The organism is Sphingomonas caseinilytica (assembly GCF_023516455.1).
Taxonomy (GTDB): domain Bacteria; phylum Pseudomonadota; class Alphaproteobacteria; order Sphingomonadales; family Sphingomonadaceae; genus Sphingomicrobium; species Sphingomicrobium caseinilyticum.
Map to the genome: position 1 here is coordinate 574,902 of NZ_JAMGBA010000001.1, position 21,808 is coordinate 596,709.

Annotated in this window: 21 protein-coding genes; 13 read left to right on the top strand and 8 right to left on the bottom strand. The window is 62.5% G+C overall.

All coding sequences use genetic code 11. The features are described 5' to 3' along the window. Positions 1-3: 3 nt before the first annotated feature. Positions 4-804, top strand: a complete 801-nt coding sequence (locus LZ496_RS02880; RefSeq protein ID WP_249903085.1) for a TrmH family RNA methyltransferase — start codon at positions 4-6, stop codon at positions 802-804. A 26-nt stretch (positions 805-830) separates the two neighbouring features. Beyond that, on the top strand, positions 831-1,826 hold the full coding sequence (locus LZ496_RS02885) for an META domain-containing protein (RefSeq protein WP_249903086.1): 996 nt from the start codon (positions 831-833) through the stop codon (positions 1,824-1,826). A gap of 190 nt (positions 1,827-2,016) precedes the next feature. Here the strand turns inward: LZ496_RS02885 and LZ496_RS02890 are convergent, their stop codons facing one another. After that, on the bottom strand, positions 2,017-3,360 hold the full coding sequence (locus LZ496_RS02890; RefSeq protein WP_249903087.1) for a DNA recombination protein RmuC: 1,344 nt from the start codon (positions 3,358-3,360) through the stop codon (positions 2,017-2,019). Between the two features lie 80 nt (positions 3,361-3,440). Continuing rightward, on the bottom strand, positions 3,441-5,048 hold the full coding sequence (locus tag LZ496_RS02895) for a M20/M25/M40 family metallo-hydrolase (RefSeq protein WP_249903088.1): 1,608 nt from the start codon (positions 5,046-5,048) through the stop codon (positions 3,441-3,443). Between the two features lie 157 nt (positions 5,049-5,205). Here LZ496_RS02895 and LZ496_RS02900 point away from each other — a divergent pair, with 157 nt between their 5' ends. The 4 genes from LZ496_RS02900 (at position 5,206) to LZ496_RS02915 (ending at position 10,182) form a co-directional block, all read left to right on the top strand. Next, entirely contained in the window at positions 5,206-6,477 is a 1,272-nt protein-coding gene (locus LZ496_RS02900; protein WP_249903089.1) for a M20/M25/M40 family metallo-hydrolase, read from the top strand. Between the two features lie 26 nt (positions 6,478-6,503). Further along, on the top strand, positions 6,504-6,935 hold the full coding sequence (locus LZ496_RS02905; protein ID WP_249903090.1) for a VOC family protein: 432 nt from the start codon (positions 6,504-6,506) through the stop codon (positions 6,933-6,935). Between the two features lie 141 nt (positions 6,936-7,076). Continuing rightward, positions 7,077-7,625 (top strand): biliverdin-producing heme oxygenase, encoded by a 549-nt coding sequence (locus tag LZ496_RS02910; protein ID WP_249903091.1) that lies wholly within the window; start codon positions 7,077-7,079, stop codon positions 7,623-7,625. Further along, positions 7,615-10,182 (top strand): HWE histidine kinase domain-containing protein, encoded by a 2,568-nt coding sequence (locus LZ496_RS02915; protein ID WP_283937867.1) that lies wholly within the window; start codon positions 7,615-7,617, stop codon positions 10,180-10,182. Before LZ496_RS02910 ends, LZ496_RS02915 begins: the two co-directional genes overlap by 11 nt. 15 nt (positions 10,183-10,197) lie before the next feature. Here the strand turns inward: LZ496_RS02915 and LZ496_RS02920 are convergent, their stop codons facing one another. Further along, positions 10,198-11,238 (bottom strand): rod shape-determining protein, encoded by a 1,041-nt coding sequence (locus LZ496_RS02920; protein WP_249903092.1) that lies wholly within the window; start codon positions 11,236-11,238, stop codon positions 10,198-10,200. 250 nt (positions 11,239-11,488) lie between these two features. On the opposite strand from LZ496_RS02920, the gene LZ496_RS02925 reads away from it, so the two are divergent. Next, complete coding sequence (locus LZ496_RS02925) at positions 11,489-12,037, top strand: DUF4118 domain-containing protein (protein WP_249903093.1); 549 nt, start codon at positions 11,489-11,491, stop codon at positions 12,035-12,037. Between the two features lie 147 nt (positions 12,038-12,184). Here LZ496_RS02925 and LZ496_RS02930 read toward each other — a convergent pair whose 3' ends face one another. Then, the gene (locus LZ496_RS02930; protein ID WP_249903094.1) at positions 12,185-13,432 is read right to left on the bottom strand and encodes a bifunctional alpha/beta hydrolase/OsmC family protein; all 1,248 of its coding nucleotides are present in this window, start codon (positions 13,430-13,432) and stop codon (positions 12,185-12,187) included. 113 nt (positions 13,433-13,545) lie between these two features. Here LZ496_RS02930 and LZ496_RS02935 point away from each other — a divergent pair, with 113 nt between their 5' ends. The 3 genes from LZ496_RS02935 (at position 13,546) to LZ496_RS02945 (ending at position 15,470) form a co-directional block, all read left to right on the top strand. Beyond that, a complete protein-coding gene (locus LZ496_RS02935) occupies positions 13,546-14,376 on the top strand; it encodes a class II glutamine amidotransferase (RefSeq protein ID WP_249903095.1) in 831 nt (276 codons plus the stop codon). A gap of 146 nt (positions 14,377-14,522) precedes the next feature. After that, entirely contained in the window at positions 14,523-14,963 is a 441-nt protein-coding gene (locus LZ496_RS02940; protein WP_249903096.1) for a hypothetical protein, read from the top strand. 117 nt (positions 14,964-15,080) lie between these two features. Continuing rightward, positions 15,081-15,470: a four-helix bundle copper-binding protein gene (locus LZ496_RS02945; protein ID WP_249903097.1), complete on the top strand. Its 390-nt coding sequence runs from the start codon at positions 15,081-15,083 to the stop codon at positions 15,468-15,470. Between the two features lie 79 nt (positions 15,471-15,549). On the opposite strand, the gene def is transcribed toward LZ496_RS02945, so the two are convergent. After that, positions 15,550-16,098 carry a peptide deformylase gene (gene def / locus LZ496_RS02950; RefSeq protein WP_249903098.1) on the bottom strand — a complete coding sequence of 183 codons (549 nt, stop codon included), beginning with the start codon at positions 16,096-16,098 and terminating at the stop codon, positions 15,550-15,552. A 93-nt stretch (positions 16,099-16,191) separates the two neighbouring features. On the opposite strand from def, the gene LZ496_RS02955 reads away from it, so the two are divergent. Further along, a complete protein-coding gene (locus tag LZ496_RS02955) occupies positions 16,192-16,599 on the top strand; it encodes a nuclear transport factor 2 family protein (protein WP_249903099.1) in 408 nt (135 codons plus the stop codon). A gap of 4 nt (positions 16,600-16,603) precedes the next feature. Here LZ496_RS02955 and recR read toward each other — a convergent pair whose 3' ends face one another. Beyond that, positions 16,604-17,200, bottom strand: coding sequence for a recombination mediator RecR (gene recR / locus LZ496_RS02960; RefSeq protein WP_249903100.1), 597 nt, complete (start codon positions 17,198-17,200; stop codon positions 16,604-16,606). Positions 17,201-17,317: 117 nt separating this feature from the next. On the opposite strand from recR, the gene fmt reads away from it, so the two are divergent. Together fmt and truA are read left to right on the top strand one after the other, a co-directional pair. Next, positions 17,318-18,223 carry a methionyl-tRNA formyltransferase gene (gene fmt, locus LZ496_RS02965; RefSeq protein ID WP_249903101.1) on the top strand — a complete coding sequence of 302 codons (906 nt, stop codon included), beginning with the start codon at positions 17,318-17,320 and terminating at the stop codon, positions 18,221-18,223. Continuing rightward, the gene (gene truA / locus LZ496_RS02970; protein WP_249903102.1) at positions 18,220-18,960 is read left to right on the top strand and encodes a tRNA pseudouridine(38-40) synthase TruA; all 741 of its coding nucleotides are present in this window, start codon (positions 18,220-18,222) and stop codon (positions 18,958-18,960) included. Before fmt ends, truA begins: the two co-directional genes overlap by 4 nt. A 75-nt stretch (positions 18,961-19,035) precedes the next feature. Here the strand turns inward: truA and LZ496_RS02975 are convergent, their stop codons facing one another. Both LZ496_RS02975 and LZ496_RS02980 read right to left on the bottom strand, forming a co-directional pair. Then, the gene (locus tag LZ496_RS02975) at positions 19,036-20,253 is read right to left on the bottom strand and encodes a pyridoxal-dependent decarboxylase, exosortase A system-associated (protein WP_249903103.1); all 1,218 of its coding nucleotides are present in this window, start codon (positions 20,251-20,253) and stop codon (positions 19,036-19,038) included. Continuing rightward, the gene (locus LZ496_RS02980) at positions 20,250-21,746 is read right to left on the bottom strand and encodes an acyl-CoA ligase (AMP-forming), exosortase A system-associated (protein WP_249903104.1); all 1,497 of its coding nucleotides are present in this window, start codon (positions 21,744-21,746) and stop codon (positions 20,250-20,252) included. Before LZ496_RS02980 ends, LZ496_RS02975 begins: the two co-directional genes overlap by 4 nt. Positions 21,747-21,808: the final 62 nt, after the last annotated feature.

Consider the following 21,808-nt stretch of genomic DNA (forward strand, 5'->3'; position numbering starts at 1 on the left):
AACATGCCTCGCCAGATCACATCCTATTCCAATGAGACGGTGAAGCGGCTTCGGGCGCTGCGCGACAAGAAGGCGCGCCGCGCCGAAGGGCTGTTCCTTGCCGAGGGCCTTCGCATCCTCGCCGAGGCGCGGGACAGCGGAAGCCTGCCGGAGATCATCGCCTATTCCCCGTCGGGCGGAATCCATCCGCTGGCGGCGGACATCATCGCTGCGGCGGAAGCGAAGGGCGCGGACATCATCGAGACGACGCCCGACATCCTTTCGAAGATGTCGGGGAAGGATAATCCGCAGGCGATCCTCGGCGCCTATCGCCAGCCCGACACCTCGCTTGCCGCCATCGACCGCGACTCGTCGCCGCTGTGGATCGTTGCCCAGGCACTGCGCGATCCGGGCAACATCGGAACGATCCTTCGGACCGGTGACGCCACGGCGGCTGGCGGCCTAATCCTGATCGACGACAGTGCGGACCCCTACTCCGTCGAAGCCGTCCGTGCCTCGATGGGCGCGATCTTCACGCAATCCGTGGCAATCGCCCGGTGGGACGAGTTCGTCACCTGGCTCCGTTCCGGATCGGGTCAGCTGGTCGGCACCAGCCTTAATACCGACCATGACTATCTGGAGCCGACGTACGAACAGCCCTGCTTCCTGCTGATCGGCAATGAAAGCCAAGGGTTGCCCAGCGCCTATGAGGCGGAATGCGACTTGCTGGTCAAAATGCCGATGCTTGGCCGCGCCGATAGCCTCAATGCAGCAGTTGCGGCGGCCGTCATGGCCTTTCAGGTTAGAGCAAGCTGGCGGAACTGATAAGGAAGCGGGAGGTTTGTTCCGCTATGAAAACGATCGCCACTGTACCGCTTCTCGCACTCGCCCTGACGGCGTGCGATCCATATTATGGGATGGGCAATTCGCAGCCCTATCCGCAGGGGCCGCAAGGCCAGCAGGGTTATCCGCAGCCCGGCTACCCGCCGCAACAGGGCTACCCGCCCTATCCTGACCAGGGCTATCCGCAGGGTTACCCGCCGCAGGGCTATCCCCAGGGCGGCCCGCCGATGCCGCCGGGCGGACCGGTCTATCCGGGTCCCGGCCAGCAACCCAATTATCCGCCGCAGGGTTATCCGCCCCAAGGCTACCCGCAGCCCGGCTATCCGTCGGAGCAGGGCAATTATCGCGCGATCGGGACGGAGCCCTTCTGGGACCTGGAGATCGGCCGCGACATGGTGTTCACCGATCGCGGCAATAACGTCAGCGTCCGGCAACAGACGCCGCGGCCGATCAACGGCACTGCGGGCGAGATCTACCGGACGCAGCGGCTGGAGGTGAACATCGTCCATAGCCAGTGCAGCGACGGCATGAGCGATCGGACCTATCCGGATACGGTACAAGTCTATGTCGACGGCCGGCTGTATCGCGGCTGCGGGGCGCAAAGCTCCTTCTACAGCCAGGTGGGCGAAGGCGGCTATCCGAACCAGCCTGGAACCGGCGGGTATCCGGGACCCGGAGGTCCCACGGTCAACCTCAGCAGCACCAACTGGCGCGTCGTCTCGATCAACGGAACGAGGACTCCGGCGAGCAACTTCTACATCAACTTCATGCCCGACCGGATCGGCGCGAAGTTCGGGTGTAACTCGCTCGGCGCGGGCTACACCCAGACCGGCAATGTGCTGAAGGTCGGGGCGATCATGGCCACCCGGATGGCCTGCCCGGACATGAGCTTCGAGACCCAGGGCTCGGCGATCCTGATGCAGCCGGTGACGGTCAGCGGTTACGGCAACCAGCTGACGCTAACCAGCCGCGCCGGAACGATTGAGCTCGTGCAGGCGCAGTAGCTTCACTAAAGTCACAAAAGTCTCAAGGAGAGGCGCCTTTTCGTGCGACCTTAGTGACTTTAGCGCGCTTGGTTGATTGGTGTCGGACGAGTCAAAGAGCCAGCCGAAAAGCTCGCAAATCAATTCCTACATTGCGAGCGGAAAATTCAGGCTGCCGCTTCCTCCCTTCCCTTGCAGGGAGGGGAGACAATCAGGCGGCTGCGTCGTCTTCGTTGACCGCAGACTTCGGCGACGCGAGCTTGGTCATCGGGCGGGGAGCGGCCTCGACCATCGGCGGCTCGGGTAACTCCTTGGCACTTCCGGCGCCCAGCACCTCGAACCGACGGGCCTGGCTGAACACCTGGCTTTCGAAGCTGCCGACCATCTGGTTGTAGGCGGAGTTGGCGGTCGAGAGGTTCTTGCCGACCCGCTCCATATGCTGCGCCATGGTGGCAAGCCGCGAGTGGAGTTCCTTGCCGAGGCCGGCGATTTCCTCGGCTGCCTCGTTCAACTTTTCTTGCCTCCAGACGCTGGCAACGGTGCGGGCGATGGCGACGAGATTGGTCGGCGTTGCAAGCAGTACTTTCCGCTCAAACGCCCATTCCCACAAGGTGTGATCCTGTTCGAGCGCCGCGGACAGGAAATGCTCCCCTGGGACGAACATGACGACATAGTCGGCGGCGTCGCCAAACTGGCTCCAATAGCTCTTCGAACCGAGCTGCTGGACGTGGGTCTTCATCGAATTGAGATGCTGGGTCAGATGAACCGAGCGACGCTCGTCGTCCGCTTCCTCGGAGGCATCGAGAAATGCGTTCAGCGAACATTTGGCATCGATCACAAGCTTCCGCCCGCCGGGTAGATTGACGATCGCGTCGGGCCGCAAGCGCCCGTCGTCCGTATCGACACTAACTTCGGTAGCGAAGTCGGCATGCTCGACGAGGCCAGCCTGCTCCAGCACATTCTGCAGCGTTTTCTCGCCCCAGCGCCCGCGCGCCTTGGGCGAGGAACGGAGCGCGTTGACGAGATTACGGGTCTCATCGCGCACCTGCCCCTGCCCTGCACGGACCAGCTCCACCGCCTCGCGAAGGCCGGCATAATGGTCGACGCGTTCCTTCTCGACCCGCTGCAGTCCTTCCTCATAGCGCTTCAACGTCGCCTCGACCGGCTGGAGCAGGGACTGGAGCTTGTTCTGGCTCGCCTTGTCCGCCTCGTTGAAACGCTCCCCGGCCTTGGCGAGGAAATCCTTGTGGGCTTTTTCGAGCAGCTGGTCGCCAATCTCGCGGAACTGGGTCACGAGCGCGTCGCGGTTGGCGGCGAGGTCCTTCATCCGCTGGTCGAAATGCTCGGCCTCCGCACGAAGGCGGGCGAGCTCGGCGTTGAGCGGACCGATCTCGGAGCGCGCCGAGTCACGCTCCGCAACCACGCCATCGAGCTGCATCCGAAGCGACTGGGCCGTCGCCTTGCCTTCGCTTGCGCCGCGCGAGCCCATGAGCCAGCCGATGATACCGCCGACGGCCAATGCGATCAGCGCAACGACAATCAGGCCAGCGTCCATCAACCCCTCCAAATCACGCGGAACGAAATGCGAACATATCCGCGTTAGCCGCACTGCTCAAGCGTTTGCGACGCCTTTATTTACGGGCGCTTGGCCTTGGTCGCGCCCTTGGCGAACTTGTCCCCGAAATAGCTTCCCTCATACCATAGAGGCGCGGAGTCCGCGTTGGCCAGTTCCCGTCCGATTTCGTAGTTTATCCGCGCAAACCGGGCCGCTGCCTTCCAGTCGATCGGCAGGTCCACCTCGTCGCTGACCTGGTGATAATTGTTGGCAAAGAAGGTATCGAACGCGGCCTTGCCGGGGCCGGCCCAACCAGTTGCCAGGAATATGCTGGGAATCCCTTCCTTCACGAAATTATAGTGGTCCGATCGGGTGAACAGGCCTTCCTCCGGCATGGGATCGGGGGACAAGGCAACACCGGCGGTTTGCAGCGCACGCTCGACCGCCGGGCCCATGGTCGAATGCTCCGCGCCGAAAGCGATCAGGTCCTTGAAGTCATAGGTCAGGATCGGCATGTCGAGATTGACCACAGCGACGACTTTCTTGCCGTTCGTCACCGGATGCTTGGCGAGATATTCCGAACCGAGCAGCCCATCTTCCTCAGCAGTCACCGCAGCAAACATGATGGACCGGCGCGGGCGAGCGGGGGCATCGAGAAAGGCCTGGGCCGCTTCCAACATGGTGGCGACGCCCGATGCATTGTCCATCGCGCCATTCATGATGGAATCGCCGTTCACGGGCTTTACGATGCCGTCATGGTCGAGGTGGGCCATGAACAGAACGACTTCGTCAGCGAGCTTGGGATCGCTTCCCGGGATCAATCCGACGACGTTCGGGCTCGACATCTTGTCGACCGCGCTATGCCGTTCGAAATGCAGTTTGCCCGGGATCGCAAAGCCCTTGGGGCGCGCCTTCGGATCTTCGATCTGCGCGTAAATCTTGTCGATCGTCTTGGCGCTACCGGCGAACAGCTCTTCGGCCGCCTTCGGCCCCAGGGACCCGCCAACGCGCAGGCCGGGCGCAACCACATTGGGCGTGCCGTCGGCGTGAAGCCAGCGCAGCCGCGGCACTGCCCCATATTGCTTCCACTGTTCCCAGGGCAGCTGCTTCAGCGTTTGCGGGGTGGAGATGCCAATCGCACCGATCGCTCCCTTCGATTGAGCCAGTTCGGTCCGCTTGTCGCCCAGCTCCGCCACGACATCGCTGGGCGCGCCGCCGGGAAGGCTGGTGAGGAAGGCGACAATCTTGCCCCGGACGTCAAGGCCCGCATAATCCTTGAAGCCGTACTGCGGCGCGTCGAAGCCGTAACCGACGAAGACGACTTCATGGTCCTCGGACTGGTCCGGATAGACGCTTGTGCCCGACAGGACGACTTCTTCCCCGTTCCTCCAGGTCTTTCCGCCGAAGCTGATAAAGCTATCGGGGCTCGCCTTGATCGAAGACAGCACGAACGGAACTTGCTGGAAGTAGCTGCCCGAAACCGGCGGCGTCAGTCCCAGCGCCAGGTAGCGGCTGGCAACATATTCCGCTGCCAGGTCATATCCCCTAGTGCCGGTATTGCGCCCCTCCAGGAGGTCATGCGCCAGAAACCGCATATCGGCCTTGATGCGATCTTCAGAAAAGGTTTGGCCCGCGACTGGCGCACAAACCATCGCCGATGCGAGCATCGCCAGCACATATTTTTTCATGAATACTCCCCTATTCAGGGCAGAATGGTGCGCGTTATTCGGTGCCGAGGCAAGCGGCGGCAGGCCGCGTTCTCATTTCCTCTGTCAGTGGGCGCGGCGCCTGCTACTGATCGATATTCCGGCCGAACCTGCCATTGCTTCAAGCGAAAGGAATTACATGCGTATCCCGGCGTTGCTGACACTCGCTTCCCTTCTGGTAGTCGCCACGCCGGCGGCCGCGCAGCCAAAGCCCGAGGCGGTGCTGACAACCAAAGGTTATCAGGCGGCGGTCAACGTCCTCGACCGCGACCATGATCGCCTGGTCGCCGAGATCATCAAACTGACCGAGATTCCGGCGCCCCCCTTCAAGGAGGCCGCGCGCGCCAAGGCCTATGCCGAGATGCTGAGGGAGGCGGGGCTCGCCGATGTCGAGATCGACGAGGAGGGCAACGCCATGGGCGTCTATCGCGGCACCGGTCCCGCCGGCGGCCCGATGGTCATGATTGCCGCTCACCTCGACACCGTCTTTCCGGAAGGAACGCCGATCAAGGTACGTCGCGAAGGCACGCGCCTGTCCGCTCCCGGCATTGGTGACGACACCCGCGGCCTCGCGGTGCTCCTCTCCTACGCCCGCGCAATGAAGGAGAGCGGCATCAAGGTCCGGCAGGATATCGTCTTCGTGGGCAACGTCGGCGAGGAAGGACCCGGCGACTTGCGGGGGGTTCGCTATCTGCTGACCAAGGGCAAGTATAAGGACCGCGTGAAATCCTTCTTCTCGATGGATGGAACGGACGCATCGCGCATCGTCGTCGGCGGCGTCGGATCGAAGCGCTATCGCATCACCTACAAGGGGCCCGGCGGTCACAGTTACGGCGCTTTCGGCCTGGTGAACCCGATGGTGGCGATGAGCCAGACCGTCGTCGACTTCTACAAGATTCCGGTGCCGACGAAGCCGAAGGCGACCTACTCGGCTAGCGTCACCGGTGGCGGCACCTCGGTCAATTCGATCCCGAATGAGGTCTTCATGGAATTCGACATGCGATCGGAGAACCGTGAGGAGCTGGCAAAGGTCGAGAAGGCCTTCCTCGCGATCGTCCAGAAGAGCGTCGAGGGCGAGAATGCCGCTCGTTCGACCAAGGAAGGAGCGGTCTCCGCCGACGTTAAGCTGATCGGCGATCGCCCGGCGGGCGAGACGGCCTCTACCCAGCAGATCGTCCGGAACGCGGAAGCGATCGTTCGTGCCAAGGGGCTGACCCCCAAGCCGTCCTTTTCGTCGACGGATTCGAACATGCCGATGAGCCTCGGCATTCCGGCGGTGACGATCGGGTCGGGCGGCGTCGGCGATCGCTCGCATTCGCTCGACGAATGGATCGACGTGGAAAAGTCGAAGAGCCTGGAGGGCGCGAGCATCGGGCTGGGCATCCTGCTAGCCACCGCCGGCATGCAATGACGATCGAGCGCCAAGGGAGTTACGCCATGAGCCACTTGTCTCCATTTCACATTGCCTTCCCGGTCGACGACCTCGACGCGGCGCGGCGCTTTTACGGCGAGGTTCTGGGCTGCGAGGAAGGACGGAGCAGCGATCACTGGATCGATTTCAACATGTATGGCCACCAGATCGTGGCGCACCTCGTCGAGGGCAATGAAAAGAGTGACGGCGATGGCGGCGAGAGTCAGGTCGACGGCCATTCGGTGCCGGTGCCGCATTTCGGCGTGGTGCTGCCGCCCGCCGAGTGGAAAGCGCTGGCGGAGCGGCTGAAGGGCCTGGGCGTCAAGTTCGTGATCGAACCCTATGTCCGGTTCGAGGGACAGGTCGGAGAGCAATCGACGATGTTCTTCCTCGATCCGGCCGGAAACGCGCTCGAGTTCAAATCATTCGCTGACCTGGACGCGCTCTTCGCACGCTGAGTTTCCTTCGAATATGCGCGGAGTGACGTCATTGCCGGACGCGAGAGCAATGCGCCTAAGTCTTTGTAATAACAGATTGCTTGATCGCCCGTAACGATTATTAGGCTTCCTGGGTGTAAACGGTGCGGGAGTATTGGCCGTTTGAGCGTCGCATCGATTATCCGAAGCCGAACTCGCCATGAGCATGTTCGCACAGAAGTCATTTACACGGACTTCGATCTTCAAACTCGACAGGGATACAAGCGCTTCCTGATTGCCCAGGCATCGGCAAGTCTTGCCGTTGAGCAGTCACTCGAAAAGGCGGGTGTTGCCGATGTTGTCGACGACTGGCCGGATCGCCGGCGGAGCCACCTGATTTACGACGATCTCGACGAGCTGAGTATCGGCGCCATTCGGATCCAGCCGCCAACTTCGCTTGGGTCCTGGGCCGAAATCCTTGGTGCGGTCTATGTTCTCGAAGGCTCGCGGCTGGGCGGAAAGGTCTTGCGCAAGCAGGTCTTCCAATCCGCCCCCACTCGCTTCCTCGATGCACAAGGCAAGCCCGGCGCCTGGAGGGCGTTTCTGGCAGAGCTGGAAACGCGGCTGACCGGGCATCAGGAAATTGACTTGGCCGTTAGTGCCGCTCGCGGCGTGTTCGCAACGTACCAGGCTGCCGGCCGCGAGGCAGCGGAGATTCCCCTTGAACATTAATGTCCAGTCGGTCGACCTCACCAATTGCGATCGCGAGCCGATCCACCTGCTTGGCGCCATCCAGTCCAACGGCTTCCTGCTGGCGCTTTCAGCCGACCTCAAGGTCCAGCGCGTATCGGCCAATGCCGGAGAGTTTCTGGGCTGCGACAGTCTTGATCTGATTGGCCAGCCGATCGCCGAATTGTTCGGCAAGGAATTGATCCACGCCTTGCGGAACCGATTGGCGCTGCTGGAAGGCGGCGGCGGAGTGGAACGGATCTTCGGCTGCACCCTCCAGCCGGGCCGGATGCAGTTCGACATTGCCGTCCATGTCTCGGGCGACTTCATCATCTTCGAGGCGGAGCCGTCTTCCGACGAGCATGGGGATGCAACCAACACCGTCCGCTCGATGATCGCCCGGATCGATCGGGCAACGACGACGGAAAGCTTTCTCAATGATGGCGCCAGGCTTATCCGCGCGCTGACTGGATATGACCGGGTCATGGTGTACCGGTTCGCCGAAGACGGCTCCGGAGAGGTGGCCGCCGAGGCATGCCGATCCGGCATCGGAAGCTTCAAGGGGCTGCACTACCCGGCCAGCGACATCCCGGCCCAGGCCCGGAAACTGTACACCATCAACCTGTTGCGGGTGATTGCCGACGTCAACGCGGTTCCCGTTCCGATCCTGCCGGCGGAAAATCATGAAGCCCAGCCGCTGGACCTGTCGCTTTCGGTACTGCGGTCGGTTTCACCGATCCACATCGAATATCTGAAGAATATGGGCGTCGGAGCGTCGATGTCGATTTCGATCATCGTCGACGACAAATTATGGGGCCTCTTTGCATGCCACCACTATGGGCCACGGACCCTCACCTTCGAGCGCCGGTCCGTATGCGAGCTGTTCGCCCAAATGTTTTCGATGCGTCTGGAAAGCCGCGAGCGGAAGGAAACCGTCGAATATGAGCGGCAGGCCCGCGACATTTCCGACCAGCTGCTGGGAGCGGTCGCTTCGGACGAGACGCTGCTAAACGACCCCGATTGGCTTGGCGACATCCTCCGAAATGCCATTCCCGCCGATGGCGTAGGCGTGTGGATCAACAACACCGCCGCATTCTCGGGCACGGTCCCGGCGCCGGCGGAGTTCCGCCAGATCATTGAAGCGTTGAAACAGTTGGAGGATGGCCGGGTCGTCGCGACCGACAGCATTTCTTCGTTCGTCCCCGAAACTAGCATCGGCGACCAGGTCGCCGGCCTCCTCGCCATCCCCATTTCGCGCTCGGCACGAGACTATGTCGTCCTGTTCCGCGAAGAGATGATCCGATCCGTGCGGTGGGGAGGCGATCCTCACAAGCCGGTCGAATATGGCCCCAACGGACCCAGGCTGACGCCAAGGGAGAGTTTCGCCGAATGGAAGGAACTGGTCGAAGGCCGCTCCCGCCCGTTCACGCGGTCGGAAATCCGTGTCGCGGAGACGCTGCGCGCGACGCTGATCGAGGTCGTCCTGCGCATGGCCGACGAGGCGACCGTCCAGCGTCAGCAGGCCAATGAGCGCCAGGAACTGCTGATCGCCGAGCTGAACCACCGGGTTCGCAATATCTTGGGCGTGATTCGAGGACTTATCCGCCAATCGAAGCCAGCCGATGACAATGTCGAAAGCTTCGTTTCGCTGATCGACGGCCGCATCCACGCGCTGGCGCGGGCGCATAACCAGATCACCGACGACCATTGGGGACCGGCCCCCATCAAGGCGCTGATCGACGCCGAAGCGGCCGCCTTTCTCGCCGACCAGCCGGACCGGATCAGAACCAGCGGCGGCTTCGTCCTGCTGAACCCGCAGGCCTATTCCACCATGGCCCTCGTGATCCACGAGCTCGTCACCAACTCCGCCAAATATGGCAGCCTTTCCGGCGAAGGCACGGTGGATCTGCACTGGAAACGCGATGAGGACGGAGACCTGATCGTCAATTGGGCCGAAAAGGACGGCCCACCGGTCGTCGCACCGGCGCGCAAGGGCTTCGGATCGACGATCATCACGCGGTCGGTCCCTTACGACCTTGGCGGGAAGGCGCGGGTCGAATTCGCGGCGTCGGGACTACGCGCGGAGTTCTGCATTCCGGAGAGGCACGTCAGCGAGGCCGACGCCGATCAAATTCCCGCGATCAAGTTCCCACGCTCATCGCCCGGCCATCCGGTTCCCTCGCCGTCCCGGATCCTGACTGGAGAGAGGGTTCTTCTGGTCGAGGACAGCTTGATCATCGCTCTTGATGCTGAGGACGCCATCGAACGCCTCGGGGCGGACAGCGTGGTTACGGCGTCGACCGTGTGGGACGGGCTTGCTGCAATCGACAGCTTCAAGCCGACGCTGGCGATGCTGGACGTCAATCTTGGCGACAGCACAAGTTACGCGATCGCGGACAGGCTGCTGGAGATTGGAACGCCCTTCGTCTTTGCATCGGGATATGGTGAGCAGGCAAAGCTGCCAGAAGCCCATCAGTCGCGGACCGTCCTGCAAAAGCCCTATACGCTGGAGAATATCGCGCGCTGCCTTGACGAGCTCAGTCAACTCAGCGGCGAATAGCCTATTTCGCGTGCATCACGCCGGGCAGAGCGTTCCCCGATAGGCCGCATCTTCCAGCACCCTGCCCGCACCCAGGGCAACGCAGATCAGCGGCGCTTCGGCCAGATGCACCGGAAGGCCGGTTTCGTCCGCGATCACCTTGTCGATGTTGCGTAGGAGCGAGCCGCCGCCCGTCATGGTGATGCCGAGATCGATGACGTCGGCGGCGATCTCCGGCTTGGCCTTTTCAAGCGAGGCGGTGATGACCTGGACGATCTGCGCAATCGGATCACGCAATGCCTCAACGATTTCGGCCTGTGAAATGGTGATTTCGTGCGGAACGCCCTTTGCAACATCCTGTCCGCGGAGGTGCCCGACGATGTGGTGGCTTTCCGGCGTGGCTATCGCCGATCCCATCTCCTTCTTGATGCGCTCGGCAGTCCCCTCGCCGATCTGGAGGTTATACTTCCGGCGAACATAGGCGGTGATCGCTTCGTCCATCTTGTCGCCGCCGACGCGCGCCGACGTGCCATAGGCCAGGTTCATCAGGCAGATGATGCCGACCTCGGTCGTGCCGCCGCCGATGTCGACCACCATCGAACCGATCGGCTCGGAAACCGGAAGGCCCGCGCCGATCGCGGCGGCCATCGGTTCCTCGATCAGCCAGACTTCCCGCCCGCCGGCGTTGAAGGCGGCGGCACGAATGGCGCGGCGCTCCACGGAAGTTGCGCCCGAGGGAACGCAGATCACGACCTCAGGGCCGCGCGAAAGCATGGTCTGAACGCCGACCGCCTTCTGGATGAAGTGCTTGATCATCTCCTCGGCGATTTCGAGGTTGTTGATGACCCCGTCGGTCAGCGGGCGGCAGGTTTCGATATGATCGGGCGTCTTGCCGACCAGGATCTTTGCATCGCTACCGACCGCGCGAACATGCCGGGTCCCGCCAGAAGTCTCGATCGCGACGACCGACGGTTCATCGATGACGACGCCCTGGCCGGGTACATAGACCAGGGTGTTGGCCGTCCCCAGATCGATCGCGATGTCGCGCGAGCCTATCGAACCGAAGCGGAAAAGCATGGTTGGAGAAATCCTCCCGCAAAACAGTCCGAAGCTAGCTTCGGCCTTTCGATTTCATCATGACATCGGGAAATTGCCCTATTTTTCAAATCGATAAACTTACGGAAGGCGCACGAGGTAGAACGGCCGCATAGAGTGGCCCCGCAAGCCTTGTCTTCAACCCGCAATTCCGTGTCGCAACTTATGATGCGAGCAGCGCCAAAGGCGGCCAATGACGAGCAGTCATTGCGCAATTCACAGGTCAAGATTGATGTTCGGCAAAACGATCGTCGGCAACTGGTTCCTTGCACCGGCTATCACGGGGCGGCCGGCCCATTTCTGGAGTCTGGTCGCGATCGTGATTCCGACCCTCATTCGTGCGTCGGTCCAGGGGCCGGTGACCGGTGTGCCGCTCCTAATCTACGTCCCGTTCGTCCTGCTTTCCGCAATCGCCCTAAGCTGGAGGCATTCGGTTGCCGTTGCGCTGGTATCCGCGCTGGTTGGCAGCACCCTCTTTATCGAGCCGCGCTTCATTATCCTGGCGGGGCCGACGGACTGGTTCGAAATCAGCGCATTCCTGATCGCTACGGCAATGATCATCAAATTCGTCCACGAACTGAAGGGCACCATCGTCGCCGAGCCCGGTTCCCCGGCAGCAAAGTTTCGCAACGGTATCGTCTTCAGCAGCGAAGGCGGCGACGCATGGGCGAGCTGGCACGGCCAGCGGTGCACGGTGCGCCTGGGTACGAAGGATGAAGTAGCCGAGATGATGCAAGATTATCTGGCGCAGTGCGCACTTGGGAAAAAGCTCGCCAGCTAGTGCGAAACGTCCCGGACCGGCACAGGCCCAAACAGGCTATCGCCAAGGCCTTGTGAAATCTGGGATATTGAGGATGGCGCATTGCCGAATGCGTTCAGTGGTAGAAGCCCTCGATGTTTTTTCCCCACATCGGGGGCTTTCTGCATCTCAAGGACCTCTATCGGCGACCCGTTCCATCGCTTCCGCATGCGCTTCCGGTGGCTCGGTAGGCGCGGGATCGGCGCTTTCCATGATGGTGAAGCGTGCTCCCTCGGTCAGTGCGCGGTGCACCGGGCATTTCCCGGCGATCTCCAGCATCCGCGCCCGCTGCTCAGCATCGAGGTCGCCTTCGAACTTGATGCGGACGTCGAACCGGTCGCGGGGGCTCTGATCAAGCTCGCGCGTATGGCCGACGTTGGTGCGAATACGCTTCAGCGGCCATCCCTTCTGGTCCGCGTAGAGCCGCACCGTCATGGTCATGCATGACGCCAGCGCGGATCCCAGCAGCTGGAAAGGTGACGGACCGCTGTCCAAGCCGCCGAAGCTGGCGGGCTCATCGGCGATCAGCTGGTGCTTGCCGGTTTGGATCCGGAGCTGGAACTTGCCCTTGCCGGTCTCGACGGCCTCCACATCCACGGGCGGGTCCTTACCGGGCGCCGGCTCGACATAGGCGTCGGCCCAGGCGGCGATCAGGCCAGCGGCGCGTGCGGCATCTTCCTTGCGGGTGAGCAGATGATCCGCCTTTTCGAGCGACAGGAAGCTCTTGGGATGGCGTGCGGCCGCAAAGATTTGCGTTGCGTGATCGAGAGAAACCGTGGTGTCGGTCGGGGCGTGGAGGATGAGCAGCGGACGATGCAGCGACGCAATCCGCTTGCCCTGGTCCTGCATCCGGAGGCTGTCGATCAGCTCCTTACCGACACGGAACGGCCGGCCGGCCAGCCGGACTTCGGCGCTGCCTTCGCGCTCGATCTCCTGCAAATCGTTGGACGAGAATTGCGCAAGCGCATGGGCGACGTCGAAGGGCGCGTTGATGGTCGCCACTGCGCGAACCGTCTTGCACTCACCGGCCGCGGCCAGCACGGCCGCTCCCCCGAGGCTGTGACCGATTAAAAGGCTGACCGGCCAGCCATGCTCGGCCATCGCGCCGCAAGCAGCGACGATATCGCCGACGTTGGATGCAAAGCTGGTTTCGGAGAATTCGCCTTCGCTTTCGCCGATGCCCGCAAAGTCGAAGCGGAGCACGCCAATCCCCTCGGCAGCCAAGGTGCGGGCGATGCGGACAGCGGCGAGATTGTCCTTCCCGCAGGTGAAGCAGTGGGCGAACAGGGCCCAGCCTCGGACCCGGCCGGAGGGGGACTCGAGGCGGCCCGACAATTGCCTGCCGTCAGCGCCCTGAAAGTCGAACGAGTCGATCATTTCGAGCGCGCTTCAAGCACAGCGGGGCTTCGGATGCACGGCATTCCGCAATTTCCCCGATTTTCAGGCGACCTCGCGGGTGCTTCTCCACGTTCTCGCGCAGGAGGCAGATGATGTGCCGTTGGCTAGCTTATTCGGGCAGTCCGATCCTCTTGGAATCGATCCTTTACAAACCGCAGCATTCACTGATCGACCAGAGCCTCCACGCACGCCTTGGGCCTCACACGACTAACGGCGACGGCTTTGGCGTCGGCTGGTATGGCGAAGGCGACGAGCCCGCCCTCTATAAATGCGTCGACCCGGTCTGGAACGACCGCAATCTCAAGGAACTGTCGCGGCAAATCCGGTCGCGGCTGATGTTCGCCCATATCCGCGCATCGACGGGTACGCCGGTGCAGCAGACCAATTGCCACCCGTTCCGCCACGGCAAATGGCTGTGGATGCACAACGGGCAGATCGCCGGCTTTGCGGGCGTAAAGCGCGAGCTGGTGATGGCCGTCGATCCGGCGCTTTACGGGTCGATCGAGGGATCGAGCGATACGGAGGTCTTCTTCTACCTGGCCCTGACCTTTGGGCTTGCCGAAAACCCGCCGGCCGCTGTCCAGCGCGCCGTGGGATTCATCGAGCGAACCTGCCGCGCGCAAGGAATCGAGCATCCGATGCGGATGAGTGTTGCAGCAAGCGACGGTGAAAGTCTGTGGGCCTTCCGCTATTCGAGCGAGGGCGTGCCTCCGTCTCTTTTCTATTCGACCGACGTGCAGGCGTTGCGCGAGCAGCATCCCGAGATCGAGGTGTTCCGGACGCTTTCGGATGAATCGCGAATGGTGGTTTCCGAACCGTTAGGTGAACTGGCCGGCGTCTGGAACGAGGTACCGCCATCCAGTTGGGGCAGGATCCGCGAAGGCCAGGATCAGGTTGGACCATTCATTCCGGCAGCGCACTGAAAACGGCCGAAAAGTCCCATATTCACTCGGCGTTCAGCGTAGCGCGACGGCCCGAGCCTTCCGCGCGACGGGGCTAGCCACCGCCTCCAGATAACGTTCGTTCTTATCCTTGAACGGCTCCTGCCGCGTAAAAGGAGATTAGAGCCATGAACAATATGATCAAAACGATGACGCTGGGTGCAGGTTTTGCAGCCCTTGCGGCGACTGCTCCTGCAGCCGCGCAATATTATCCGGGCTACGGCCAGTATGGGTATAATGGTTACAACAATAATGTGACCCAGATTGCCGCGCAGCGCTGTCAGGCGGCGGTCCAGAACCGGCTTTCCTATCGGACCAACTCCAACGGCCTTCTGGGCGCCATCCTTGGCACCAGCACTTCGGGCCGGGTCTTGGGCGTTACCCAGGTCACCCAGCGCCGGAACACCGTGAAGGTGCGCGGCGTCGCCTCGACCGGCCGCATGGCCTACAACCAATATGGTATGGGCTATTACGGTACGCTCGGCGCCAATTATCAGCCGGACCTAACGTTCAGCTGTGACGTTGATTACCGCGGTTATGTCCGCGACGTGGACATCAATCGCCGATAACTAGAACATGCTGTGTAGAGGAAGCGCCGGGCTAACCCCCGGCGCTTCTGATTCATGCCTACTTGCGGAACAATGGCTCAGGTGCTTCGCTCGCATTCACAAAAGGAGAGGAAGCCAATGTCCATCCGCAAGCAGATCGCGCTGCACCCATCGTCAAAGGATCATGTGAACCAGGCGCTGGGCGATGCGGTGCATCACCTGATGTACTGCGCGAAGATGTGCCTCAGTTGCGCGGACGCCTGCATGGCCGAGAAGATGGACATGACGCAGTGCATTCGCCTGTGCCTCGATTGTTCGGACATTTGCGAGGCCACGGCGAGGTTGGGATTGAGGCGGACGGGCGACGACCAGCCAATTCTGCGCGAGCTGCTCGAGCTATGCGCCCGCATGTGCGAGCAATGCGCCGCCGAATGCGAACGGCACGATCATGAGCATTGCCGGCTGTGCGCGCAGATCTGCCGCGAATGCGCCGCGGACTGCGGGAATGCGGCGGCCAGCCTGGCCTAGGAGCAACGTCGTCATTGCGAGGAGCATAGCGACGCGGCAATCCATCTGGATTGCTTCGCTTCGCTCGCAATGACGAAAATTACGCCGCCCTCAAACCGCGCTCTTTCCGAGCCTTGGCGAGCTTCTTCAGCACCATGTCGCGCTTCAGCTTCGACAGATGATCGATGAAGAGAACGCCCTCCAGATGATCCATCTCATGCTGGAGGCAAACCGCCAGCAGTCCTTCGAGGTCCTGCTCGTGACTCTTGCCATGCTCGTCGAGCCAGCGGGCGCGAATTTTGTCGGGCCGCATCACCTCGGCATATTGGTCGGGCACTGACAGGCAGCCCTCGGTGTAGGGCACCTCATGATCGCTGTGCGCGAGAATTTCGGGGTTGATGAACACCCGCGGTTCCCTGACGGGCTTGCTTTCCGGATCGTCGGGATCTTCCGGTTCCTGGAGGTCCATCACCAACAGGCGCTTGGGGATGCCGACCTGCACCGCCGCAAGGCCGATCCCGGGCGCCGCATACATCGTCTCGAACATGTCCTTGATCAGTGCGCGCACCTCATCGTCCACCTTTTCGACCGGGGTCGAAATTTCGCGAAGGATCGGGTCGGGCGTCTCGTAGATCGGTAAAAGTGCCATGGGGGCTCAGGTAAGTAGTGCAGCTTCTCCGGTCAACGCTGCAACAGCTTCAAATCATACTCGTTTTCTAAGCGAACCCCCAAGGAGGATGAGATGACCGGCATCAAGCAGCAGATTTTCGACCTCGAGACCCAGTTCTGGCAATCAATGAAGGACAAGGACGTCGATACGGCCGCCGCAATGATCGCGAAGGAGGGCCTGGTGACCGGACCGATGGGCACCGAAACCATCAATCCCGAAAAATATGCCCGAATGACCCGCGACGGCAATTGGACGCTCGACAATTTCGAGATGAAGAATGTCGAGGTGGTGCAGCCCACCCCGGACAGCGCGATCATCGCCTATGAAGTCCACCAGACCGGCGACATGAAGGGTCAGAAGATGGATATGCGCTGCGCCGATTCATCGGTCTGGGTGAAGGAAGGCGGCGACTGGAAATGCGCCCTCCATACCGAAACCATAATTGAAGACGCCAACGCTCGTCAGCGCGAGCCCGCGTAACGGATCAGGCCAGCGGTCGGCGAGCTCGCAGAGCCTGGGCCAGCGTTCCTTCGTCGAGGTAATCGAGCTCACCACCGACCGGAAGTCCGTGCGCCAACTGCGTGAGGCGGATGGGAAATTTCTCCAGCCGCTCTGCCAGGTAATGGGCGGTGGTCTGGCCTTCGAGTGTCGCGTTCATTGCCAGGACCACCTCGTCGATTCCTCCCGCCGCGATGCGGGCGACGAGCTGGTCGATGCTGAGATCCTCGGGCCGCACCCCTTCCAGCGCCGATAGTCGTCCACCGAGCACATGATAGCGGCCCGGGAAAAGCCGCGAACGGTCCAGCGCCCAAAGGTCGGCCACCTCCTCGACAATGCATAGCAATCGATCGTCCCGCTTGGGATCTCGGCAGATGGTACAGGGATCGCTGGTATCGACATTGCCGCAAGTCGAGCAGGTCGAGAGCTTGTCGGCGACGGCCTGTAATGCGGCCAGCAGCGGCTCCAGCGCCGCTTCGCGCTTCTTCATCAAATGCAGCACTGCACGGCGGGCCGAGCGCGGCCCGAGACCGGGTAGGCGAGCGAGCGCCTGCGTCAGTGCTTCGATCTGATGACTGGCCATTACTGGATTGCTTCGCTTCGCTCGCAATGACGATTGAGAATTCGTCATTGCGAGGAGTGAAACGACGAAGCAATCCAGAATCTCGCAATTTGGTGATTGCTCCTCCATAGCGCCCCCATGCGGATCATTTTCATGGGCAGTCCGGATTTTGCCGTTCCAACGCTCGACGCGCTGGTCGAGGCGAGCCACGAAGTGGTTGCGGCCTATACCCAGCCGCCACGGCCAGCCGGCCGGGGCAAGGGCGAGCGTCCGACGGCCGTCGAGATCCGCGCCCATGAGCTGGGCATCGAGGTGCGCAGCCCGAAATCGCTGCGGGGAGAGGCCGAGCAAGCCGCATTCGCCGAATTGGACGCCGATGTCGCGGTGGTAGCGGCTTATGGCCTGATCCTGCCTCAGGCGATCCTCGATGCGCCGATGCTTGGATGCCTCAACGTTCATGGATCGCTGCTCCCGCGCTGGCGTGGCGCGGCTCCGGTGCAGCGGGCGATCATGGCAGGTGACGAAGCGACCGGGATCACAATCATGCAGATGGAAGCTGGCCTCGATACCGGTCCGATGTTGCTCAAGCGCGCCCTAGAGATCGAAGACAGGAACGCGGCACAACTAACTGAAGAATTGGCGAAACTTGGCGCGTCGATGATGGTCGAGGTGCTGGAGGACCTGCCACGGTACGAGCCCATCCCGCAGCCCGATGACGGCGTCACCTATGCCGCCAAGATCAGCAAGGATGAGGCGCGGATCGATTGGTCCCGGCCTGCTGCCGAGCTTGTCCGTCATGTGCAGGGCCTGGCGCCTTTCCCCGGCGCCTGGTTCGAGGTGGAAGGCGAGCGGATCAAGCTGCTGGCTGCGAGCGGAGGCTGCGATGGCGGGCACCCGGGCGAAGTGATGGATGACCAGCTGACAATCGCCTGCGGCAATGGCGCGCTGCGGCCCACACTCGTCCAACGTGCCGGTAAGGGCGCTATGAGCACGGACGAGCTGCTGCGCGGCTTCCCGGTGCCGAAAGGCGCGATCCTTCGATGACCCGATGGCGCCTGACCGTTGAGTTCGATGGCGGCTCGTTCATGGGCTGGCAGCGACAGGATCATGGTCCCTCGGTGCAGGAGGCGCTCGAGCAGGCGCTGTTCCGGATGACCGGAGAATTGGCCACGCTGCACGCCGCGGGACGCACCGATGCCGGGGTCCATGCGCTGGCCATGACCGCCCATGTCGATGTTGCGAAGACGCTAACCGAGCATCGGCTGCGGGAGGGCATCAATGCGCTGGTGCGGCCGAACCCGATCAGCGTCACCGAGGTGAGCAAGGTCGCGGATGATTGGCATGCCCGCTTCAGCTGTGTCGGCCGCCGCTACCTCTACCGCATCCTCAATCGCCGTGCGCCGCCGGCGCTGTTGCATGGCAAGGTATGGCATGTGCCGATTGACCTCGACGTCGATGCGATGGCGGAGGCTGCCACACATCTCGTCGGGCTTCACGACTTCACCACGTTCCGGTCGGTGCATTGTCAGTCGCAGAGCCCGGTGAAGACGCTGGACAGCCTATCGGTCGAACGGGTCGGCGAGGAACTACACATTCGCGCGGCGGCGCGCAGCTTTCTTCACCATCAGGTGAGGTCGATGGTGGGATGCCTGGCTCTGGTTGGGCGCGGGCGCTGGGCGCCGGAAGATGTGAAGGCGGCGTTGGAGGCCAGGGACCGGCAGGCGTTGGGCCTGAATGCACCGCCGGAAGGGCTGTATTTTGTGGAGGCGATTTATCCTTAGCCGTCATCCCAGCGAAGGCTGGGATCCAAATTATCGTCGATATGGGCCCCAGCCTTCGCTGGGGCGACGTGTGAGTTAAATCAGCATCTCCCTCGCCATAGGCTGGCTGAGAAAGGCAGTCGGGCTGGCGCTCAGCCCATAGGCGCCGGCGCAGAAGATTGCGACTAGGTCACCCACCTCCGCCCGTGGCAGCATCGCTTCGTCCGCAAGCAAGTCGAGCGGGGTGCAGAGGCATCCGGTGATGGTCACCTCCTCATCCGCAGCGCTCCCGAAGCGGCCCGCAATAGCGACGGGGTAATTGCGCCGCAGCAGCTGCCCGAAATTGCCGGATGCGGCGAGTTGGTGCTGGAGACCTCCGTCGGTGACGTGGAAAGTGCGTCCCCTGCTCTCCTTCCGGGCGATAATTCGGGTCAGGTAGACGCCGGCCTCGCCGACCAGCCAGCGGCCGAGCTCGATCGCGAATTGGGTGTCCGCGAGGATTTTCGGACGTCCCGCCAAAGTCTTGGCGAGCGCATCTCCCACCGCTTCGACATTGAGCGGTTGATCCTTGGCGAAATAGGGAATGCCGAAACCACCGCCCAGATTGACCTCGGGCGGTGGGTGTCCCGCTTCCTCCGCGATCGAAGCTGCCAATGCCACCGTATCGTGCTGCAGCTCAATTAGGGCGTCGGCATGAAGGGCCTGGCTGCCTGCGAAGATATGCAGTCCGCGCCAATCTGCGCCCGCTTCGATCAGTCGCCGAACAAGCGCAGGTGCGCGGTCGTGATCCACACCGAACTGGCTAGGCAGTCCGCCCATCTTCTGCCCCGAACCTTTTAGGCCGAATGGCGGATTGACCCGCACGGCGAGCTTTGGCGTCAGTCCCTCTCGCTGGGCGATTGCCAAAGCCCGATCCGCCTCGCCTTCGCTTTCAAGGTTGACCGTGATCCCGGCCCTGATCGCGGTCTCCAGCTCCTGGTCGCGCTTCCCGGGACCGGCGAAGCTGATCGGCAATGCGAGGTGCGCGACCTTGCCCAGTTCACCCGCCGAAGCGGTGTCGAAGCCGTCAACCAGAACTGCCATCGCTTCGAGAAGCGGCGCGTAAGGGTTTGCTTTGACGGCATAATGCAGAGCGACACCCGGAAAGGCCGCCCTGAACCGGGAGACCTGGTCGGCGATCCGGCGCGAGTCGTAGACGAACAGCGGCGTACCGCCCGCCTCGTTGACGAGCATCTCGGCATCCCAGCCGCCGATGGTCAGGCGGCCGTCGCCATCAGCTTCATAACCGGCAGGGATCGGCCCCAAAGCCTTCATTGGATTTCCGCCTTCAATGCCGTCCGATCCAGCTTTCCGTTTGGGCCGACCGGTAGCCGATCCTTCCAGACGATCCGCTGCGGCTGCATATGCTGCGGCAGCTCCCGCCGGAGCCATGCGGAAAGCTGCGCCTCCGCATCGTCGACATTGGCGACGGCGACCAGCACGATCGCCTGTCCAAGCCTTTCATCGGAAACGCCGAACGCCGCAGTGTCACTTACCGCGCCGCTGGCTAGCGCCGCCTCCTCGATCTCCGTCGGGCTGATGCGGTTGCCGCTGACCTTGATCATCGCGTCGTCGCGGCCCCTGAAGCGAAGCAGGCCATCCTCACCTTTGGCGACCGTGTCGCCGGACCAGACCGCCGTTCCGCCGAACTGGCTGAATTCGGGTGCCGCCTTGAACCGTTCGGCGGTGCGCTCGGGATCGTTCCAATATCCCAGCGCTACCAGCGGCCCGGCATGGACCAATTCGCCATCCTCGCCCGGTGCAGCCTCGCTGCCGTCGGGCCGAACGACCATCAGCTCCGCGAAGGGAATGGCGGTGCCGATGCTGTCCGGGTGTGCGTCGACCAGCGCCGGATCGAGGCTCGACGAGCGAAAGGCTTCGGTGAGGCCGTACATCAGGTGCAGCTTCGCCTGCGGGAACAGGTCACGCAAGCGGCGGACGAGCGGCTCTGGAAGATGGCCGCCGCTGTTGGTCAGGGTTTGGAGTGTCCCGCCTGCTTCGTCCCATTTCTGCTCTGCGATCTGCAGCCAGAGCGGCGGAACGCCGGCCAGGACCGTGACGTCATGACGTCCGATAGCTCGGACCAGGTCGCGCGGCAGGAGATAGTCGAAGCCGATCGCGCAGCCACCTGCTGCCCAAGCCGAGAGCAGCTGGTTCTGCCCATAATCGAAGGCGAGAGGGAGGACGCAAAGGGTGCGGTCAGAAGGCTTCAGGTGGAGATAATGGGCGACGCTGATCGCCCCCAGCCAAAGGTTGGCATGGCTGAGCATGACGCCCTTGGGACGGCCGGTGGATCCAGAAGTGTAAAGCAAGGCCGCAAGGTCGGTTGGATTGCGGTTCGAGGCAGGCAAGGCCTCACGTCCATCATCCCACTCCTCTAGGGCGACGGCCTTGGCATCGGCCAGGTCGCCCTGCTCCAGGCTCTCAAGCCGCGCGCCGTTGGCGAGGAGCAACCTTGCCCCGCTGTCGGCGAGGATGTGGGCGGCCTGAGCATGCTTCAGCACAGGGTTGATCGGCACATGGACGAGTCCGGCACGTGCCGCCGCCAGCGGCATGATGCAGGCCAGGAGCGTCTTACCCATCCAGGTCGCTACGCGATCGCCCGGGTTCAGCCCCATCGCGAGCAGCCGGGCCGCCGTTCTTCCGACGGCCTCGTCCAATTCGCGATAGGTCAGCCGCGATTCACCAACGACCAGCGCTTCGGCCCCAGCAGCGCCGCGCAAGGCCAGGTGGTCGAGCGGAAATGATGTGAGCCTGAGTGCCGTCATTGCGAGCGTAGCGAAGCAATCCAGAAGTTGTCGAACTGGATTGCTTCGTCGCGGCGCTCCTC

What these genes read in the sequence shown, in the direction of transcription:
- LZ496_RS02880 (WP_249903085.1), top strand. Translation starts at nt 4, where the DNA reads ATGCCTCGCCAGATCACATCCTATTCCAATGAGACGGTGAAGCGGCTT.
- LZ496_RS02885 (WP_249903086.1), top strand. Translation starts at nt 831, where the DNA reads ATGAAAACGATCGCCACTGTACCGCTTCTCGCACTCGCCCTGACGGCG.
- LZ496_RS02890 (WP_249903087.1), bottom strand. Translation starts at nt 3,360, where the DNA reads ATGGACGCTGGCCTGATTGTCGTTGCGCTGATCGCATTGGCCGTCGGC.
- LZ496_RS02895 (WP_249903088.1), bottom strand. Translation starts at nt 5,048, where the DNA reads ATGAAAAAATATGTGCTGGCGATGCTCGCATCGGCGATGGTTTGTGCG.
- LZ496_RS02900 (WP_249903089.1), top strand. Translation starts at nt 5,206, where the DNA reads ATGCGTATCCCGGCGTTGCTGACACTCGCTTCCCTTCTGGTAGTCGCC.
- LZ496_RS02905 (WP_249903090.1), top strand. Translation starts at nt 6,504, where the DNA reads ATGAGCCACTTGTCTCCATTTCACATTGCCTTCCCGGTCGACGACCTC.
- LZ496_RS02920 (WP_249903092.1), bottom strand. Translation starts at nt 11,238, where the DNA reads ATGCTTTTCCGCTTCGGTTCGATAGGCTCGCGCGACATCGCGATCGAT.
- LZ496_RS02925 (WP_249903093.1), top strand. Translation starts at nt 11,489, where the DNA reads ATGTTCGGCAAAACGATCGTCGGCAACTGGTTCCTTGCACCGGCTATC.
- LZ496_RS02930 (WP_249903094.1), bottom strand. Translation starts at nt 13,432, where the DNA reads ATGATCGACTCGTTCGACTTTCAGGGCGCTGACGGCAGGCAATTGTCG.
- LZ496_RS02935 (WP_249903095.1), top strand. Translation starts at nt 13,546, where the DNA reads ATGTGCCGTTGGCTAGCTTATTCGGGCAGTCCGATCCTCTTGGAATCG.
- LZ496_RS02940 (WP_249903096.1), top strand. Translation starts at nt 14,523, where the DNA reads ATGAACAATATGATCAAAACGATGACGCTGGGTGCAGGTTTTGCAGCC.
- LZ496_RS02945 (WP_249903097.1), top strand. Translation starts at nt 15,081, where the DNA reads ATGTCCATCCGCAAGCAGATCGCGCTGCACCCATCGTCAAAGGATCAT.
- def (WP_249903098.1), bottom strand. Translation starts at nt 16,098, where the DNA reads ATGGCACTTTTACCGATCTACGAGACGCCCGACCCGATCCTTCGCGAA.
- LZ496_RS02955 (WP_249903099.1), top strand. Translation starts at nt 16,192, where the DNA reads ATGACCGGCATCAAGCAGCAGATTTTCGACCTCGAGACCCAGTTCTGG.
- recR (WP_249903100.1), bottom strand. Translation starts at nt 17,200, where the DNA reads ATGGCCAGTCATCAGATCGAAGCACTGACGCAGGCGCTCGCTCGCCTA.
- fmt (WP_249903101.1), top strand. Translation starts at nt 17,318, where the DNA reads ATGCGGATCATTTTCATGGGCAGTCCGGATTTTGCCGTTCCAACGCTC.
- truA (WP_249903102.1), top strand. Translation starts at nt 18,220, where the DNA reads ATGACCCGATGGCGCCTGACCGTTGAGTTCGATGGCGGCTCGTTCATG.
- LZ496_RS02975 (WP_249903103.1), bottom strand. Translation starts at nt 20,253, where the DNA reads ATGAAGGCTTTGGGGCCGATCCCTGCCGGTTATGAAGCTGATGGCGAC.
- LZ496_RS02980 (WP_249903104.1), bottom strand. Translation starts at nt 21,746, where the DNA reads ATGACGGCACTCAGGCTCACATCATTTCCGCTCGACCACCTGGCCTTG.